Genomic DNA, 18078 nt, shown 5'->3' with positions numbered 1-18078 from the left:
TTTTTTATGCCTTGTTCTCAATACCTCCCTAAGAGTCTTTTCATTTGTCTCTTTCAATTAAATGCGCTTGCAAATGATAATGTTTCTCATTATCTTTAATTTAAACCTAACAGGGGGGTTACCGTGAATTTACGTTACCTATGTGCTAATCACCGCCAGTGGCTGATTGAGAATAACGATCGTGCGGAACAGGCGTGGTTGGATTGGATGGAGCGCGGCAGGATGCTGTGCGAAGAGGGAAATCATAGTGAGGCAATTCCCTACCTGGGTTGCGCGTTTGATGTGGCGGGAATGCTGCTCACAAGCGAGTGGCCCAGCTATGCCGTATCTGCAACACGTTTTAGTGAATGTGCCGCTCAATTAATGGCGGCTTACCGGAAGCAGGGAGATGAAAAACACCACCATTACCTCCTTGTTGGAGCCAGTTCTGTTCTCGCCCGCAAACTGGGAGATCGCGATAAACAGCGGCTTGCCGCTGACTGCATCAGCGCACTCTATACGGATGGGGACGACGAGCCGGCACCCTTACTTGCCGGGGGAAAGCTCGTATCCCATGGCGGGGCGAACCTGCAGTTGCATTAAAGGGGAGGCGGCAGCAGAGGTCGAAAAATCCTCGCGTCTGCTCACCGTTGCTATTTGCGAGGACACCCTGGTGGATCTGTTAGCACAGCGTGCCCTCTGCGCGGAGGCGCTGCACTGTGCGACCCCCCAAGCGCGACGTCGTCTGCGTGAGTTGCTACTGCGTTCGCTGTTGCCCGGGGGAGAGAACATTTCGCCGGGCCGGAACTGACAGGGTGATCTTGGAGCCCCCGACCTCCTTGATCATCGCTTTGACTTGCAGATCGGTGGCTTTGGATCGATGTTCACTGAGCAGAACCGCGTGCAAAGGCGTAACTGGATTTCGTCTCCCCCAGAGTTTGCTTTAGCTCTCAGTCTCGGTTGGCACTTCAGCATCGGTCTGGGGCGCCAGCCAGGTGTTTAGCTTGCGCTCCAGCTTGTCGAGGCCGGTTTTTTTCAGTGAAGAAAAGGTCTGTAGGGTAACGCCGCGACTCAACCCTTGCTCCTTGAGAGATTTCTCCACGGCGAACAGGGCGTTGTTGGCTGGGCCATTTTTCATTTTATCGGCCTTGGTAAGCAGGATATGCACGGGCAGTCCGGCCTCTACCGCCCAGGTGAGCATATGCAGATCGAACTCCTTGAGAGGCTGGCGTATGTCCATTAATAACACCAGGCCGCGCAGGCAGGTGCGCTGCTCCAGGTACTCGGCCAGATGGCGCTGCCACTCGTCTTTCATAGCACGGGCTACCTTGGCGTAGCCATAGCCCGGTAAGTCTACTAGGCGCTGGTCTTCTGACAGGCTGAAAAAGTTGATCAGCTGGGTGCGCCCGGGGGTTTTAGAGGTGCGCGCCAGCTTGTTGTTGCTGGTCAGGGCATTGATGGCGCTGGACTTGCCCGCATTGGAGCGGCCGGCAAAGGCCACCTCGGCGCCAATGTCTTCAGGACACTGTGCCAGAGTGGGGGCGCTGGTGAGAAATCGTATGGAACGATAGTTCAGTTTCTGTGGTTGGGCTTCAAATTTGTTAATTGGCATCGTTTAAGTCTGCTGATTCAGTACACTCGCTTGGCGCGCAAGTATATAATGCCGCGGTTTTCGCGTCGCAGGACTATCGGGGGCGACACGAAACGCCATATTTCAGCGCGCAACGGGACGACGTATGAACAGCATTATCAAGAACACTGCTCTGGCACTCGGTTTGGTTTTCGGCTTGGGGGCCGTACCTTTTGCAATGGCTTCTGGCGATGCTGCTGCGGGCAAGGCTAAGGCCGCTCAGTGCGCCGCCTGTCACGGTGCTGATGGCAACAGCCTGTCACCAGCTTTCCCAAAAATCGCTGGCCTCGGTGAAAAATACCTTTATAAGCAGCTTCAGGACATCAAAGGTACTCCTGATGGTGAGAAGGCCCGCGACATACCGCAGATGATCGGTCAGCTGGATAACTTTAACGACCAAGACCTGCAGGATATCGCCGCCTACTTCGCCTCCCAGCCAATGCAGCTGACTGGCTCCACTGCCTTTCCGGTGATGCTCAATAGTGGTGACAGTGTCGATAGCCTCATCCTTGGCCGCAAGATGTTCCGCGCAGGCAATAAAGAAACTGGCGTACCGGCTTGCATGGGCTGTCACTCTCCCACCGGTCAGGGCAATGCGCCAGCGGGTTATCCGCGTCTGTCCGGTCAGTATCCGGAGTATATTGAAGCGCAGCTGAAAGCCTTCCGTGCGGGTACTCGTGCCAATGATGGTGAGATTCGCACCATGCGTACCGTTGCCAAGCAGCTCTCCGATGCAGAGATCAAGGCGGTTGCCAACTATATCGCTGGTCTGACCGACTAAAAGGGTTAGCCACAGTAACGAGAGGCCGGTCACACACCGGCCTTTTTTGTGCCCGACGCTCGCTCAAGTGAGCGGGAATTGGGTAAAGTATTGCCACTTTTGCGACCTTTCCTTGCGCCTGGCGCTGGGAACTTAAATAATCTGCGCTGTCTATTGTGTCCTCAGTGGCCCGACAGTATGCCGCCAAATCAGGCGCTCGAACCACGAATGTACAAGCTGGAGAAGACTTATGAGAGCAGTTCTCGCCCCTATAACGATGGTTTTGGCTGTGTTGTTCAGCCTAGTCGCCTGCGCCCAAGAAGGCGGTGAATTCAAGGCGGGCCAACACTACCAAGTGCTGCCACAGGCGGTAGCACAAAAAAACGCCAATAAAATCGAAGTGACCGAGATGTTCTGGTATGGCTGCGCCCACTGCTTTCATTTCGAACCGACCCTGGAGCGCTGGAAAGAAAAAATGCCCAGTGATGTCTCCTTGGTGAAGCTGCCGGCTATTTGGCAGCCAGTGATGGATGTTCACGCCCGCTTGTTCTACGTGGCTGATGCCATGGGTGTTCTGGAAAAAATGCACACTCCGCTGTTCAATACCATTTACAACCAGCGCCAAATGCTGGCGATTCGTGAAGGTCGCAACTTTAAGCCCGACCTGGCTGCTATTGAAGCCTTATTTAACAAGCATGGCGCCGATGGTGCTAAAGCGGCCAAGCTGATGAACTCCTTCGCCATTAACAGCAAGGTCAAGCAGGGTGTTGCCAATCAGCGCGCCTATAAAATGACTGGTACACCTGAAGTGGTTGTGGCTGGTAAGTACCGTATCAGCTCCTCTCTGCCGGGTTACAAGGGCAAAAGCAATGGTCAGGAATTGATGCTGCAGGTAGCGGATTACTTGATCGCCAAGGAGCGCGCCGATCGAGGCTAATAGCCCACCTGAAAACAAACCCCGCCCAGTGCGGGGTTTTTTGTATCTAGGCGTTTGCCACAATTAACGACTACCACCCCTTTCGTTATCTGCCAGTAACAGGAAGTCATTTTTGCGAAATTCATGGACTTTACTACTCTTGCTGGCCCTCTCAGTTCAATCTCTTTGGGCGCAGCAGGTCGCGGAAAATGACAAGCTTGCCGCGCGCGCGAGCAACCTGCTTTCCTATATCGCTGTGGGTTACGGGGATGCCATCGATAAAGGCCAAATTATCGATACAGGTCTCTATCAACTCCAGCAAGACCATGCTGCCGAGGCGCTGGATCTGGTGCGGAAGTTGTCAGATAAACCGGGCCGTTCAGCCCTGGAAAACAGCATGGCAGGGTTACAGGCGGCTTTGAGCCGACGCGAGGATGCTGAAAAAGTGCGAAGGCGCGCCAATGAGATAGCCGACCGATTGGCGGCTCTCTATCAAATGCAGCGTTCACCAGCCCACTCACTGCCTTCAGCCAGCTTGGCTGCTCCCCTTTTCCAACAGCGCTGCGCCAGCTGCCACGGTAGATGGGGCCAGGGTGATGGAGCCCTGCCCGATCTGCGCGATGCTAGGCGGATGGCGAGTTTCAGTCTTTATGACCTCTACAATACTCTCGACCCTAACGTGGATAGCGTGCATAGCGAGCGGGTTGATGGCGACTTAAATAGTCGCCAGCGCTGGGCTCTCGCGGTGACGGTGGCCGCTTTTGCCGTAAAAAATCAGCTGCCACCCTCCGCCGATCTTGCCGAGCGCTATCCAGCACTGATCAGTCTGCCGGGTATGGCGGTAACCCGACCGATTGAGTTGCCCACTGATGCCAGGAGTGCCTTATTGTGGTGGCGGGGCCACCCGCACCTGATCCGCTCCCTCGAACACCCCCTTACTCGCGCAGAGGGGTTACTAAGCCTGGCGGAAACCGCTTATCGAGGCGGTGACAATGCCGGTGCTTATCACAAATTGATGCTCGCCTATCGAGAGGGCTATAAGCCGTTACAGCAATCCATTGAAATGAGCGACCGGGTTTTGTACAGCAAGTTACAAGCCCAATGGCAAACATTGCGCCGAGAAGTGCTCTCAAACGCGCCCAATACTGATGTGATCGCTTCAATTCAAAATTTAGGCACCTTGCTGGGAAGAGCCAGAGCACGCCTGGAACCAATGCCGGGGGGACACATCAGCTATTTATGGGCGGCATTGCTCTTTGCATTGGCACTAGCACTGGGGGTGTCACTTTGGTGGGGACTGCGCTGGAGAAAGCGGTCTAGACTTTAAAGGGTTTGTGCGCCAAATCAGCTGATCAGCCGTGAGGAAGTCGCCGTGGCAAGATCCTTATTCTCCGCTCTTATTCTCTGTTGTGTGGTGCCGCTTCAGGCGGCCGAACCGCTAGATGCCTTTCCTGCAGAAGTTGAGGGTAAGCGGCGCCATGTTATTGAGTTGCCCAAGGTGGTCGATGAGAGCCGCTTTATGGTTGAGTTAGTGCCAGGCAAGAATGCATTGGCCGATTGCAACCTGCGCAGTTATAGCGCGCCCTTACAGCGCCAGGTTCTACCGGGTTGGGGTTACCCCTATTATGTGCTGGCAGAACCAAAGCCCTCCAAAGGTACCAGTAAAGTTTGTGGGTCCGATTCCGAATCGCGCCGTTTTATCCGCGTGCGCGGTAACGGCCTGATACTGCCTTATTCAAGTAGCCAGCCCCTGGTGGTGTATCTGCCGGAGGGCGTCCAATTGAAATACCGTGTGTGGCGTGCGGATAAAAACCTATCTGATGCTCACTCAAAATAATGATTGCTCGTAGCCCTATCTAACAGCCTTTCTAATTCCACTCCCCCATAGTGGCGCCTCAATAAATATTTTTAATGCTTCTAATGCCACTGTGGGATTTAGCGTCTAGCCTTACTAAGCAAGGGATGTGAAAAATAGCGCCTGTGCGATTTTTCACGCCGGTTTTTTTGGCCTGTGGCCGTAACCGGCCAGGAAAATTGGCGGTGACGCCAGCCGCCGTTTACAGCAACCCCTTTCCGCGGTTCTTACCGTGGAGCACTTACGGTAGAGCAGCGCATGAAGTATTTGCGTAATCCCCCTTCGAATTTTGTGTTTGTCGCCATACGACAGAGTTGTGCCATTGCCTTAATGCTGTTCCTGTTATTGCCCTCGATGGCAACGGCGGAATCAGCTCAACAAAGGTGGGCTGGCAACTGGTTGGTAGTGAGTGAAGGTGACGACCAACTGGTTTGGCAACTCAATGCCGATGGCTCCGGTTATGCCTATGGCTTTAACTCCGGTGGCAGATTGACTCATGGGTTTGCCATTAACTGGCAACTGGATGGTGATCGTGTGCGGGTCCGCACCGGTGCTTCCGTTAGCTGTAAGGGCGGTGTGGTCTCGGTGGCGTTTCGTGGTTGGAGCCGCTCCACTCTGTTATTTGCCGTAATAGACGGGCGGCACTGGCTGCAGGCTGGCGGTGGGTTACTGAGTTTCCAGCGCCGATTGAGTGACTGGAGTACGCCTAAAGCGGGTAGTAACTGCCCCAACATTGCCAGCTGATTTTTGGGTCCGAGTAAGAAACAAAAACAGGAATTTTCCACTCAGGGAGGGGAGCGCCGAACATTGGAGTAGAGCTGTGATGCAAAAGTCCTTGGTTTTGACTCTGGTATTTTTGCTCACAGCATTTTCAGCTTTTGCCAAGGAGGAGCAGAAAAAAAAAGAAAAACAGAGTGAACAGACACAGCAGCGCAATGCAGGCTGGCACGCTCAATCCAAGCTGAATGCCAGCCAGTGGGTGGGTGCCTGGCTAATCTCCAGAGATGGGGAGGCCCGCCATGTATGGAGTCTCAAACCCGATGGTACTGGCCGCTCCTACGCTTTTCTCCCACATGACGGAAAAATGCAATTTGCTTTTGGTTACGATATCCACTGGTATTTTGATCCTTTCACCCAAATGGCCAATATAAAAACCGGTCGTAGAATCATTTGCCGCAGAGGAAAAATATATCCCTATTTTCTCACCTTGAAATCCTATGAGAGCGATTATTCAGTGCGAGGTAAATTTGCCTGGCAGACTACCTGGACGGAAGTGAGTATCGGTCGGGATCGCCTGCATAAATCTCTGATTGTTTTTGTTGCACCATTATCTGCCTGGCATGATCCTGGCAAGGGTGCTCCCTGTCCCGAGTTCCCTCGTGTGCGTCTGGAAAAAGCGATTGATAGAATGTTGCAACGCTGGGAAAAGAAAGATTCCCCCGATTTAGAGGTGAATACTGCACCAGCTCCGGGCGAGCCAGAGCTAGAAGGAGAGGAGCTGAAAAAAACCAATAAAAAGAGGGTGAAAACCCGTCAGCGAAATTAAAATAAAAACCTCTGAGACAGTGGTGTTGTCATCCATTAATAGAACGTGATGATCAAGCAGGTCATATGGCCATGTAGTTTTACCTGTGGGAAATGTTCCCTCTGGATAATTACACTAGGTGGTTTCTGACTGGTAACCATTCGCTGAGTATTTTCACAGCAGGTTTTTTCAACGGCAAACCGGATATGACTGCAGAAGTTTCCCTCGCAAATATCCTGAGAAATATGTGCCCAAAGTTACATGAGGAAACCTACGTGTTTTGCCAGGTGTCGGATGCTCGGCTCGAAGAAGTCTTGACTCAAAGCCTGTGTATCTTCCGCGAAGGCGAGGGGATGAGCGCGATCTTACCCAGATGCTTGGCACAGCAGTATGGGATTGCTTCCAGCGGGCCCTTCAGACAAATTACCCTGCAGGTCTTTTCCGGTCTCAGTGCGGTGGGCCTTACCGCTACAGTCGCCAGGGAGCTGGCTGATGCGGGCATAGTGGCGAATATGGTAAATGCCCTGCGTCACGATCATGTCTTTGTCCCTGAAGAGAGCGCGCAGCGAGCCTTACAGCTTTTACGCGGGCTCAGTAATCGGGTGTATTACACCTGAGCGCTTGCCAGTGCGTATTAATTACCCTGAACCCCAGCCCCACGGCGAGATTCGCCAACTACTACCAGACCTGTTCTTCGTCCCTGGGACCGTAAAACTGGCACCGGCGGTTACCATTAACCGCAACATGGCCATTGTGCGTTGGCAGGAAGAGCTGATACTGGTGAACCCGATACGCCTGCGCCCAGCGCAAGAAGAGAAGTTGCAGGATCTCGGCCGAATAGCTCATGCAGTGCGTCTTGGCTACCATCACGGCCAGGATGATCTTTATTACCGTGACCATTTTGATCTGACTTTTTGGCGGCAGACCGGTTCGAACTTTTATCCCCCCAGTGCTGATAGATTGGTGAGGGATGGTGGAATTTGTCCAATACCCGGCAGTCGCTTCGTGGAACTGCGTTACAGCCGTTACCCAGAGGCATTCTGGTGGTTGCCCTTCAATGACGGCCTGTTGCTGGGCTGTGATGCTCTGCAGTATTGGGGGAAGTGGAGCGGTTGTAGCTGGTTTGGCCGAAATCTGCTGCGACTGTCCGGTATGCGCTCGGGGATGCAGGTACCGCCTGCCTGGCGAACACGGATGACTCCTGAAGGCCGGGACCAACGCTGTTGGCTGCAGGAGGATTTTGAGCGCCTGCTACAGCTGCCCTTCCTACACTTTCTGGCAGCCCATGGAGAGTTTTGTGCGGATCGGGCCCATGAGGAAGTGACCGCCGCAATAAGCCGAGCCTTTCCTGGGCTCTACAAGGCCGCCTGAATTCTATATATTAATCCTTTCAAGTAAGTGATTACTCACATTTTGGTGCTCTGCGCTAAGTCTGAACGTGGTAAGATTGCGCTCCTTTTTGGTGCGGTGTTGGTTCTGTCTGGCAGACCGCAAAGATTTATTCGAGAAGTAGTAATCCGATGAAAAGAAAAGTCCTGCTCAGCGGCCTGCTGTCGTTGCTGCTGGTGGCCTGTATGCCAGTTTCCACCAGCACAGCCCCAAGCGCGAATATCGACAATATCAGTCGGGATGTGAATTACCTGGCTTCTGCAGAGCTGGCGGGAAGAGACACAGGCAGCGAAGGCTACCTCAAGGCGGCGCAATATGTGGCCGCGCAGTTCCAATCCATGGGGCTCGCTCCGGCTGGTGAGCAGGGGTATTTTCAGGATGTACCTTTCCGTAGTGCCAGCTGGAATGGCACTGAGCCGACTTTTGTTTTAAAGGGGGGCAAAGGTGAGGTCGGCTTTGCCTTCGGGGAGGACTTTATCACCTCGCCTTCTGCGTCCAGTGAGCAGGCACGCTTGGAGGCCGAGCTGGTGTTTGTTGGCTACGGAATTGAAGCGCCGGACTATGGCCTAGATGATTATGCCGGATTGGATGTGAAGGGTAAGATTGCAGTGATACTGAGTGGTCGCCCGAAGAGTCTGCCCAGTGAAGTGGGGGCTCACTATGCATCAAGCCGCAACAAGGGTGAGACCGCTGCTCGTCATGGTGCGGTGGGTTATATCACCATTTATACCCCCGAGCGCGAGAAGCGCCGCCCCTTCGTGCGCTATGCGGAGCATCGTCACGATGAGACTTTCGACTGGGTAAACCGAAAAGGCGAGCCGGGCAGCGCTATCCCCGGTTTGTATCCTGGTGTATTGCTTGATATCGATGCGGCGAGCAAACTCTTCGACGGTACCCAACAGAGCCTCGCAGCTATCTTCAGCATTATGGAAAAAGGTCAAAATCCCCGTGGATTTTCGCTGCCTTACCGTGCTGCCCTGAGTACAAGCTCTAGGCACGAGGAAGTGCGTAGCCCCAATGTTGTGGCCGTATTACCGGGTAGCGACCCGGTGCTTAAAAATGAATATGTGGTCTTCTCTGCACACCTGGACCATATCGGTAAAAAAGAAGATGGCCAGATTTATTACGGCGCTCAAGATAACGCTGCAGGAATCGCAGTAATGCTGGAAACCGCACGGTTGTTTGCGGAGTCTGGCCAAGCACCACGACGCTCTCTATTGTTTGTTGCGGTGACCGGAGAAGAGAAGGGATTACTCGGCTCGGACTACTTTGCCGAATACCCTACCGTACCTCTGCAGTCCATCGTGGCCAATATCAATCTGGATATGCCCATGCTGCTCTACCCATTCCGCGATATTATTGCCTTTGGTGCCGAGCATTCGTCCCTTGGCCAGATTGCGGAGCATGCGGCAAAACTCAGCGGTTTAAAATTGAGCCCTGATCCCATGCCTGAAGAAGTGATCTTTGTTCGTAGTGATCACTATAATTTCGTTCGCCGCGGTGTGCCCTCTATTTACCTAATTACTGGGCGCGAAGCTCAGGATCCGAATATTGATGGTACCGCTAAACAAGTGGCATTCCTGAAAGAGAGCTATCACAAACCCGGAGATGCGCCTGATGCTGGGGTGAGCTACGCAGCTGCTAGGCAGTTCACCGAAGTTAATTATCTAATTGCCAGGGAAGTGGCGGATGCTAAGGATAAGCCTTCATGGTATGAGGGAGATTTCTTTGGGGAGCTGTTTGGTACTAATTAGGTTACACAGACTATCACTTCAGTTGTAAATATTTTGTGAATAAATTTTTACAAGATAATTATGGGTTTGTGTTAAATTGCGCCGCCTATCGGTTAGTTACCGGTGAATAAAATATATTATCAGTATTAGGTCTAAAAAATGTTTAAAAAATTAGCTTTGGGGACTGCAGTTGCTGGATTGGTAATGGCAACGGGTTGTGCAAGTATCGTGAGTGATAGTTCATATCCAGTAACTATCAATAGCTCTCCGAACGGTGCAAACTTTACCATCATCAATGAGGCAGGTTTGGATGTTCACAGTGGCGTAACTCCTGACACTATTACCCTGCCAGCATCTGATGGATTCTTCTCTTCTGCGAGCTATACGGTGAAATACCAGATGGCTGGTTATAGTGAGCAAAGCTTTTTGATCAAAGCTGGCATGGATGGTTGGTACGTTGGTAATATAGTTTTTGGTGGTTTAATTGGCTGGTTGATTGTAGATCCTGCAACTGGTGCAATGTGGAAACTGCCAGAGTCCGCGCATGTTACTCTTCAGCCAAGCACTGCAGCTGCTCCGATTGGCGGGTTAAATATCGCTTCTATTGACGAAGTTTCTGAAGATGTGAAGTCTCAGTTAGTACGTATAAAATAACTACTTGTTTGAGATAACAAACCACCCTTTAGGGTGGTTTGTTATTTTGGTTGTTCAGATCGACATAACTCCAACCATCGCTCAATCCCCGCACTTCTATATTTTTGTCGATGTAGGGCGAAATAAAATTCTCTGTGAAAATTTCTCTGTGATACCGGCAATTCGATTAATGAGCTCCGCTTCAGGGCATCAGCTAAAGAGACTCTAGACAGGCAGCTGATACCGAGCCCAGCTTCCACCGCTCGCTTAATGGCCTCTGTATGTTGAAGCTCCAACAAAATATGGAGTTTTGGTAGTAGTCCGACCATTGCACGCTCAAAAGTCTGACGTGTACCGGAACCGGGCTCCCGGGTAATCCAGGTGGCTTTGAGCAGATCTTTGTCTGTCAGGCGCTTGCGTTTGGCCAGGGGGTGAGAGGGGGCGCAAAAGACGACTAATTCATCACTACGCCAGGGAATCATCTCCAGATCCGGGTGATTAAATTCACCCTCAATAAGTCCAAGATCCAGCTCAAAGTTGAGCACCCGCTCGGTAATTGCCGAGGTATTGGCGACCTCCAGCTCCACGCGTGTGCCGGGTTGCTCCTCCATGTAGCGCGCCATTACGTTCGCAGCCAGGTAATTGCCGATGGTTAGGGTTGCCCCTATTTTTAGGCGGCCCAGATAGCGATGACTGGCCAGGCTCTGTTCTAATTCCTGTGCCCGTTCCAGCAGTTCCTCCGCCTTGGGCCATAGTTGCCTACCCAGCTCATTCAGGCGCAGGCGCTTGCCGGTGCGCTCGAATAAGCGCAACTCAAACTGTTGTTCGAACTCTTTTAGGGCGGTGGAGGCGGCAGACTGGGACATGCTCAGGCTCTCTGCCGCGCGGCTCACATTCTCGTGGTGGGCACAGGCCAGGAATACCTCCAGTTGGCGCAAGGTATAGCGCAAAGGGAATTCTCCACTTAATCATTAAAATAGATAAGGAATATCGAAATATCCCACTTTGCCAATAGATCTTCCAGAGCTAAAATTCAACTATCAAGAGACTCGTGGAATAACCGGTTTTAAGTTTATGTCCAAATTGAATATAGAGAAGGTGTTGGATGTCCATCACTGGAACGACACGCTGTTTAGCTTTAAGACCACCCGAGATTCGGGTTTTCGCTTTGAGAACGGACATTTCACGATGATCGGTCTGCAGCAGGACAACGGCCGTCCACTGCTGCGTGCCTACTCCATTGCCAGTGCCAACTACGAAGATGAGCTCGAATTCTTCAGCATCAAGGTACCCGATGGTCCCCTGACTTCTCGTCTGCAGAAAATTGTGCCGGGCGATGAGATCTATGTGAGCCAGAAGCCCACCGGTACTCTGGTTGCGGATCACCTGTTACCTGGCAAGCGCCTGTGGTTGCTGTCTACGGGTACTGGTTTGGCACCTTTCATGAGCATTATTAAGGATCCCACTGTCTACGAGCGTTTCGACCAAGTGATTCTTACCCACGGGGTGCGCTATGTCTCTGAGCTGGCTTATCAGGAACAGATCGAGAATGAGCTACCTGAGCATGAGTATTTTGGTGAGATGGTGCGTGAGCAGCTGCTCTACTACCCCACTGTAACTCGTGAGCCTTATCGTAATACCGGCCGCCTGACCGACTTGATGCTGACCGGTAAGCTCTTTACAGATCTCGATGTGCCCAAGCCGAATGTCGAGGAAGACCGCTTTATGTTGTGCGGCAGCCCGGCAATGCTGAAGGATCTCACCAATATCCTAGATGACTGGGGATTCAAGGAGACCCGCGCAGGTGTACCGCACGAGTATGTGATTGAGCGTGCTTTCGTCGAAAAGTAAGTTGGCCTGTCCACCCATAAAAAAACCACCCTCAGGGTGGTTTTTTTATGGGTGAAATACAAACGCTCGAAACTATCCTGACCTTGTGAAACCCTTACCTTCTATTTTGATTCGAGGGTGAATTTGCTGGGAGTGGCTAGATGAAGCGGTTTTCGCTGGGAGTACTACTGTTTTCCTTCCTGTGGCTAGGTGCCTGTACACGAGTGCCGGAGGGGGTTGAGCCCGTACAGAATTTCCAGCTGCAGCGCTATTTAGGCCACTGGTATGAGATAGCCCGCTTGGATCACTCTTTCGAGCGGGGCCTGACCCTGGTAACGGCGGACTACAGCCTCAACCCCGATGGTTCTGTCGCAGTGGTGAATACCGGTTATTCACAAGCGCGTGATGATTGGCAATTGGCGAGAGGGAAGGCTGAGTTTGTTGGCGCAAAAGATGTAGGACACTTGAAAGTTTCTTTCCTTGGGCCCTTTTATTCTTCCTATATCGTGATTGCCCTGGCAGGCGATTATCAATATGCGATGGTTTCCGGCTATAACAAATCCTATCTGTGGATATTGTCCCGCACCCCGACTATGCCCAAGGATGTTCTGGAGCGGTTTTTACAGAAAGCTAAGGCGATGGGTTATCCCGTCGACCAGCTGATTTTCCCCAAGCAGGAGGCGCAGCCGGGTAATAAACCCTCCGCTCAGTCTTCAAGATAAGGGCCTGTTCAAGATTCTGCGCTCCCTCCACCAGCTTGTGCAGACCAATAACAGCAAAACCAGAGCCGGCCATTGGCGTTCAATCGGCTCTTTGTTTGTGTGGGTTTTAGCTATTGGTCCCAAACGCGCGGTGGCCATTTGTCGGGTCTCCCTGGCATTTACAGACTGCTGCCACTGAGGCCAGTCCTCCTTGGCAAAGATATAGAAATCCAATGTCGCTTCGCCCTTCAAATCCGTCTTAAGCTGATGCCAGCCAGAACCCTGTGGCCAGAAGCTGTAGCACTGGCCCTGGGAATTACTACTTACGGCGACACCACTGATGGGTAGGGAGTTTTCTTGGGAGCTTAATAATATTGGTCTCTGATTAGAAAAAAGTGGGCTGCATAGGGTGGTGCGTACCTGTGTACGCGGTAACTTATTGGAGAGGGTTACTGGCGGCTGACTACCTAAATGCTTGAGTTGGTAATCAATAATCGACTTCCACAGGCTGGCGAATTCAGTAGCAAACCCACTGGTCAGCCAGCGGTGGCTGTCGCTAAATAGAATAAAACCCAAGTGCTGCGTCTGGGTTGAACGTCCCCAGAAAAGGGGAGCTTCTTCATTACCCAGTAAGAAGTCACTAGAGCTGGGCTGCGCGGCTATAAGGCCTAGATTGCGCAGTGGGGGAATCTCCGGATGGTCCGCTTTTTGGTAGCCAAAGCCGGAGTGTAAATGGGGTGCTTCTCCCCTTTGCAGAGGCATGGATTGGGCTGCAGCGTATTGGAGAAACTCTTCAGAGCTATCGCCACTGACTAACCATAACAGTGACTTTGTGGCGGCCAGCTCGCGGAGCTGATGCTTTTGTTGAGAGGAGAGTTGTGCCCACAAACTGCTATCGAGAATGGCTAAATCGAAGGGACTTTCATTCGTGAATAAATCTGCAGACTCGGTAAGTGGAAGGCCGTTGAGAGTTTCTTTTCTACTAATTTCAGGTGCCAACTGGGTCATCACTTGTGCTGCTACACCGGATTGGCGCAGCCAGCGAGAGAGGGCGGCTGTCTCAAAAGAGGGGCGTGCCAGCCACAGTAATAACTTGGGTTGGAGCGGTTCTCGCACCAGTATGGGTAAGGGATCTGTATGAGTTTCGCCGGCTTCGCTTTCCGTCCGTACTCGGTATATCTGGGGGCCTGCGAGTTTTGGAATGGCAGTGAGTTGTGCCTGAATTGCTTCTCCCACTTTCAGCTCAAGACTGTCTTCAATATGGCCGTAGGGATTGAGCAGACTAATTTTTACGTTTTCAGTCAGTGGCTGGTTGTTGTGAACCTTTAACTTTAAAGAATCACCCAAGGTAATTTTCCGCTGCCAGTCCAATTCCCAGCGGCCATCAGATTCCTGGATCTTCGATAACTCCAGACGCACCGGTGCCAGGTCCCGAAGTTTGTCGCGGCCGAGTGGCTCCCCATTAAGGGAGATATTTTCCACACCATTGAGATTTATTGGATGTGAGCTCGCCAGTTGTTTGCTGTCGATAGAGATATTGCGCTCGGCGGGAATGATTGCCGGCGGCTGCCAGAGCATCCAGGCACTCAACCAAATCGCCAGTTGAAGGCCATAGTCGAACGGCTTGGCACCTCGGCGGTGCAATAGTACGAGTGATGCTAAGCAGGCCAACAGGCACAGGCCGGGTATCAAGAAATCAATCACAATGACTTCTCCCCTTGCTGGTGCAGCCAACGGCTGAAATGGCCGTCTGCCTCAGTTTGCAAAGGCAGTGAAGGCGCAGATTCCGGTGCTGGTAGTAGCTGATAGAGCAGCTGATTCAGGGAGTTTGTGCAATCAATGCAATTCGGTTGCTGGTGGCGCTGCTGGTATAAACGCAGCTGTTTGGACAGCTCCAGGCCAAGATCTAATGATTGCTCTGTGGCTAGCTCACTTATCTGCACCAGCAAATCAGTATCGAGTTCGGCGCCAGCATCTACCTGGGCCATTAGGGCGAGCACCTGTGCTCTTTGTATTTGTTCAAAGGCACTGTCGAGGGTTTCTGGCGCTACGTCTTCCCGTTCACCGCTAAGCCGGCGGCTTTCGTCTATGGGGGGCGCCTCGAAGCCGACTCTCTGTAAGTAAATACGCGAAGCCTGCTGTACTTCTTTGATAAAGCGCAGAGCCCGGTGCTGATGGGGCAGGGAGGCCTGGGGCTCTATAACCGACAGGTCGCGCCAGGAACTCCACATGGCATTCAGCGCGTTGCGCAGTAGCTCCTTTGTTTGTGGGTCAAACAGGGTGGCATGTTCAGAGCTGTCATGCCGGTGTCCGGCAGAAGCGACTATTCGTGCCGCCTGTTTGAAGCGGGAGTCATACTGGGCGAAGGGAGTGGCATTTTCTTCGCCATGTGCCTGGTGCTCACCTTGTTCTGTGTGATCGTGGCTATGGCCGTGTTCGGACTCCTCTTCATCATCGTGCTTCTCGCTCTCTGCGCCAGAATGCTCCGCTTCCGAATCCTCTTCGCCGAGAAAACGGCCGTAGCGCATACGCAACAGATTCTGTTCATAGGCTAAACCCTCGGAGCGTTTGCGAAACTCCTGTGGATGCAGCTGCTCTCGCTCGACTAGTAGGGCCTCGGTGTCAATAATCAGTTGGCGTTGGCTGCGGAAGTACTCCGGTAATATCTTAATCGCCATCCCCTCGCTGTCACTCAGCCCGAAAATCTCCTCTTGTGGCCAGCGCAAGATAAAGTGTTGGCTCTTGGCAACGTTGGCGCTGGGCTCGCGGTTATCCTTGGCCTCCAGATACCAGTAGAGTTCATCTCCCGCTTCCATGGAAAACTGGTGGATGGGCAGGAGGAAATCGTAGCGAGCTGCTTTCTTATCTTCCGAGAGGCTTGTTGATAAAGCAGTGGATTGCAAACTGGTGAGTGGAATACGCTCTTCGCGAAAGCGTAAATTTTCCCCGGTGCCGCTGGCGAGGGTGACCAATAAATCTGCAGAACTCACCTGGTAATCATCACTAATGATTACTTTCACGGGAATACCTTGGGTGCTCCCTTGAATGGTATCGACGCGCAGACTGGGTGCCTCAAAGGTAAACTCCGGGGCACTGTCTTTATGCACTCGAATATTATGGATTTCCGGCAAATGTATTTGGCTCTCCGCGAATTGCACTGAAAGCTGGTAAAAGTCTGCCTTAGCGATAGTGCGTTGTAATTGCCATTTTTTACTGGGTAGATTACCTAGCGGAGAAAAGGCGAAGCGCTCAGTTTCGGCCAGCATTTCCAGCCCTTGCACCGGTTGATTCAATTCAAGTTGCCACTCGACCGCAGACTGCTCCGGCACGTCGACTTGTAGGGATTGGCTGTCGGCTGCGAGCCCAGTGTAGGCGGGCGGCTGGATATGGGTTGCCGCGCGGGTTATGGCAAGCTTTTCGGCAACGGGAATAGCCGTATTTTGTTGTGTGGTCTCAGTTTTATCCCCGGTTAAGTGAGAATCGCTCAGTACAAATAACAATAGTCCCAGGCAGGCACCGAAGGCATTTGTCAGGGTACTGCGGAGTTTTTTTGGACCGAAAAACGACCGGTCGCCACTTTCCAGCAGTTGTTGCAGCGCTGTTTCGATACGCGTGCGCTGTAATTGCTGCAATGGACTTAGGTTGGTTTTCTGTTGGCTAAGCAACTGGCTGCTGTCTTGCAGCTGTGGATATTGTCCATCCAACTGTCGACATAGGCTTTCAGGGCTTGGGCGCCAGCTGCGATCCAATAGAATTGCTACAACAATAATTCCGAGCCAGGCGAGCAATAGCCACTGTGGCCAGCCGAATACAAAAATGCCCAAGCCAGCCAGAAGGCTGAGGCCAGTGGCAAGCCAGAGATAGGGCCGCAGGGCTGTCAGTTGCCAGCGCCTGCGCACAGCGTTAAGGGTGGACTCACGCTTATCCATGGTCGGCCTCCCCGTTACTATCGGTTGCCATAATGACTGCGGGTCGCGATAGGACAATTAGGCGTTCAAAAGCCAGAAGTAACAGTAGGGCGGCTATTAACCAGGGTTGCAGTTGTTCAATACGGCGGTTTTCTACCTCGCTGTCTTCTACAGGAAGGCCTGCCACTACTTTATTGGCAGACCAGTGGCCACGATTTTGGTGTTGCAGAGCCCAGTCTTGCCCAGACCAGTGCAGCCATAAGCGTTCAGGTAAATCCGCGCGGCGATAAAAGGCCTCGCTATACCAGTCACTTTCGTAGCGCAGCCAACTTCCCCGTCCCACTGAGGCCGCCTGAGCTGACTGGCTGTTATCCACAGCAACGAAGTTGAGATTATCGGCAGGGGGGATACTGTTGTCGGTGATTAACAGGCCCCCATCTGTAACAAATTCCAGCACGGCTTGTGGCAGGGGAGCGGGGCCCGTGTAGATCAACCAATCTGCCTGCTCGGCATTGGGTGTCTCTTCTTGTTCCTGAATATGCACCGATAGTCCCGGCATATTGCCTTGCCAGTCTTCCAGCACAGGCGCCCACCAGCTGGGCGCTTTGCCCATTAAAGCGATACCCGGTAATACCGGGCTCGGAGCTGTGGATGCTTTGTCGAGGCCGTGCCACTGCCAATGGGGACTGACCCTTAGTGCCTGGTGGGATGCTGGAACCCCGTTGTTTATCAACAGGATATGAGCCCTGCGCAAATCCGCCCGGCGTGATAGTGCTGATAGAGTTTTCCACAGGTCCACATTTTGTGGTGGGGGTGAGGTTACGGAAGGTGTTTCTGGGGATAACCACAGCACTTTATTACCTTCCCCCACAAGCTGCGGCAGTGAACTGTGGATAAATGTATTCGCTTCGCCCGCCCCAATTCTGGGGTCTACCAGTATCACGCCCTCTTGGGGATAAATTTCCCGTTTAACCAGCGGCTGTGCCAATAAACTTGCCAGTAGGGCGACGATTAGTAGGCGCAATAGCAGCAACCACTTGTTATCCACAATAGGGCGGCGCGCGCGACTCTGTGAATATCTTTGTACCCATTGCAGCGCAGCAAAGGAGATCTGCTGTGGATTACTTCGGCGTAGCAAATGAATGGCGATAGGGATAATCAGGGCTGTGAATAGCCATAGCCACTGTGGGGATTGAAATAAGTTATTTATCCACAACAT

General features: G+C 52.4%; 18 protein-coding genes. 13 read left to right on the top strand and 5 right to left on the bottom strand.

The features are described 5' to 3' along the window. The first annotated feature begins 123 nt into the window (after positions 1-123). Positions 124-582 (top strand): hypothetical protein, encoded by a 459-nt coding sequence (locus ACJJH9_RS19695; RefSeq protein ID WP_444923762.1) that lies wholly within the window; start codon positions 124-126, stop codon positions 580-582. A gap of 340 nt (positions 583-922) precedes the next feature. On the opposite strand, the gene yihA is transcribed toward ACJJH9_RS19695, so the two are convergent. Then, positions 923-1591, bottom strand: a complete 669-nt coding sequence (gene yihA / locus ACJJH9_RS19690) for a ribosome biogenesis GTP-binding protein YihA/YsxC (protein ID WP_252084022.1) — start codon at positions 1589-1591, stop codon at positions 923-925. 124 nt (positions 1592-1715) lie between these two features. On the opposite strand from yihA, the gene ACJJH9_RS19685 reads away from it, so the two are divergent. The 10 genes from ACJJH9_RS19685 (at position 1716) to ACJJH9_RS19640 (ending at position 10441) form a co-directional block, all read left to right on the top strand. Continuing rightward, positions 1716-2390 (top strand): c-type cytochrome, encoded by a 675-nt coding sequence (locus ACJJH9_RS19685; protein ID WP_444923761.1) that lies wholly within the window; start codon positions 1716-1718, stop codon positions 2388-2390. Positions 2391-2619: 229 nt separating this feature from the next. Further along, entirely contained in the window at positions 2620-3306 is a 687-nt protein-coding gene (locus ACJJH9_RS19680; RefSeq protein ID WP_252084024.1) for a thiol:disulfide interchange protein DsbA/DsbL, read from the top strand. 112 nt (positions 3307-3418) lie between these two features. Then, on the top strand, positions 3419-4612 hold the full coding sequence (locus ACJJH9_RS19675) for a c-type cytochrome (protein WP_444923760.1): 1194 nt from the start codon (positions 3419-3421) through the stop codon (positions 4610-4612). A gap of 45 nt (positions 4613-4657) precedes the next feature. Next, positions 4658-5122: an ecotin family protein gene (locus ACJJH9_RS19670; protein WP_444887656.1), complete on the top strand. Its 465-nt coding sequence runs from the start codon at positions 4658-4660 to the stop codon at positions 5120-5122. A 276-nt stretch (positions 5123-5398) separates the two neighbouring features. Beyond that, positions 5399-5884 (top strand): hypothetical protein, encoded by a 486-nt coding sequence (locus ACJJH9_RS19665; RefSeq protein WP_444887657.1) that lies wholly within the window; start codon positions 5399-5401, stop codon positions 5882-5884. Between the two features lie 76 nt (positions 5885-5960). Next, on the top strand, positions 5961-6686 hold the full coding sequence (locus tag ACJJH9_RS19660; protein ID WP_444903542.1) for a hypothetical protein: 726 nt from the start codon (positions 5961-5963) through the stop codon (positions 6684-6686). A 185-nt stretch (positions 6687-6871) separates the two neighbouring features. Next, positions 6872-7282, top strand: a complete 411-nt coding sequence (locus ACJJH9_RS19655; protein ID WP_444883311.1) for an ACT domain-containing protein — start codon at positions 6872-6874, stop codon at positions 7280-7282. 10 nt (positions 7283-7292) lie between these two features. Continuing rightward, positions 7293-8036: a hypothetical protein gene (locus ACJJH9_RS19650; RefSeq protein ID WP_444903543.1), complete on the top strand. Its 744-nt coding sequence runs from the start codon at positions 7293-7295 to the stop codon at positions 8034-8036. A gap of 149 nt (positions 8037-8185) precedes the next feature. Next, complete coding sequence (locus tag ACJJH9_RS19645) at positions 8186-9808, top strand: M28 family metallopeptidase (RefSeq protein ID WP_444923759.1); 1623 nt, start codon at positions 8186-8188, stop codon at positions 9806-9808. Positions 9809-9946: 138 nt separating this feature from the next. Next, positions 9947-10441: a hypothetical protein gene (locus tag ACJJH9_RS19640; RefSeq protein WP_444923758.1), complete on the top strand. Its 495-nt coding sequence runs from the start codon at positions 9947-9949 to the stop codon at positions 10439-10441. Between the two features lie 41 nt (positions 10442-10482). Here ACJJH9_RS19640 and ACJJH9_RS19635 read toward each other — a convergent pair whose 3' ends face one another. Next, positions 10483-11370, bottom strand: coding sequence for a LysR family transcriptional regulator (locus ACJJH9_RS19635; protein WP_444923757.1), 888 nt, complete (start codon positions 11368-11370; stop codon positions 10483-10485). A gap of 124 nt (positions 11371-11494) precedes the next feature. Between ACJJH9_RS19635 and ACJJH9_RS19630 the strand changes: the two genes are divergently transcribed. Further along, positions 11495-12271, top strand: coding sequence for a ferredoxin--NADP reductase (locus tag ACJJH9_RS19630; RefSeq protein ID WP_252084055.1), 777 nt, complete (start codon positions 11495-11497; stop codon positions 12269-12271). Between the two features lie 140 nt (positions 12272-12411). Beyond that, complete coding sequence (locus ACJJH9_RS19625) at positions 12412-12972, top strand: lipocalin family protein (RefSeq protein ID WP_444883334.1); 561 nt, start codon at positions 12412-12414, stop codon at positions 12970-12972. Here ACJJH9_RS19625 and ACJJH9_RS19620 read toward each other — a convergent pair. Genes ACJJH9_RS19620 through ACJJH9_RS19610 form a run of 3 tightly spaced genes read right to left on the bottom strand, consistent with a single transcriptional unit; the run spans position 12964 to position 18078 of the window. Further along, a complete protein-coding gene (locus tag ACJJH9_RS19620) occupies positions 12964-14655 on the bottom strand; it encodes a hypothetical protein (RefSeq protein WP_444923756.1) in 1692 nt (563 codons plus the stop codon). The genes ACJJH9_RS19625 and ACJJH9_RS19620 overlap by 9 nt on opposite strands. Then, a complete protein-coding gene (locus ACJJH9_RS19615) occupies positions 14652-16880 on the bottom strand; it encodes a hypothetical protein (protein WP_444923755.1) in 2229 nt (742 codons plus the stop codon). The genes ACJJH9_RS19620 and ACJJH9_RS19615 overlap by 4 nt, the downstream gene beginning before the upstream one ends. Further along, positions 16873-18078 (bottom strand): BatA domain-containing protein, encoded by a 1206-nt coding sequence (locus tag ACJJH9_RS19610; protein ID WP_444923754.1) that lies wholly within the window; start codon positions 18076-18078, stop codon positions 16873-16875. The genes ACJJH9_RS19615 and ACJJH9_RS19610 overlap by 8 nt, the downstream gene beginning before the upstream one ends.

The sequence above is a fragment of the Microbulbifer mixtoriginis (SeqCode) genome, assembly GCF_052466715.1.
Note: the sequence above shows the minus strand (reverse complement) of the source record. Positions and strands in the feature narration are given on the sequence as shown.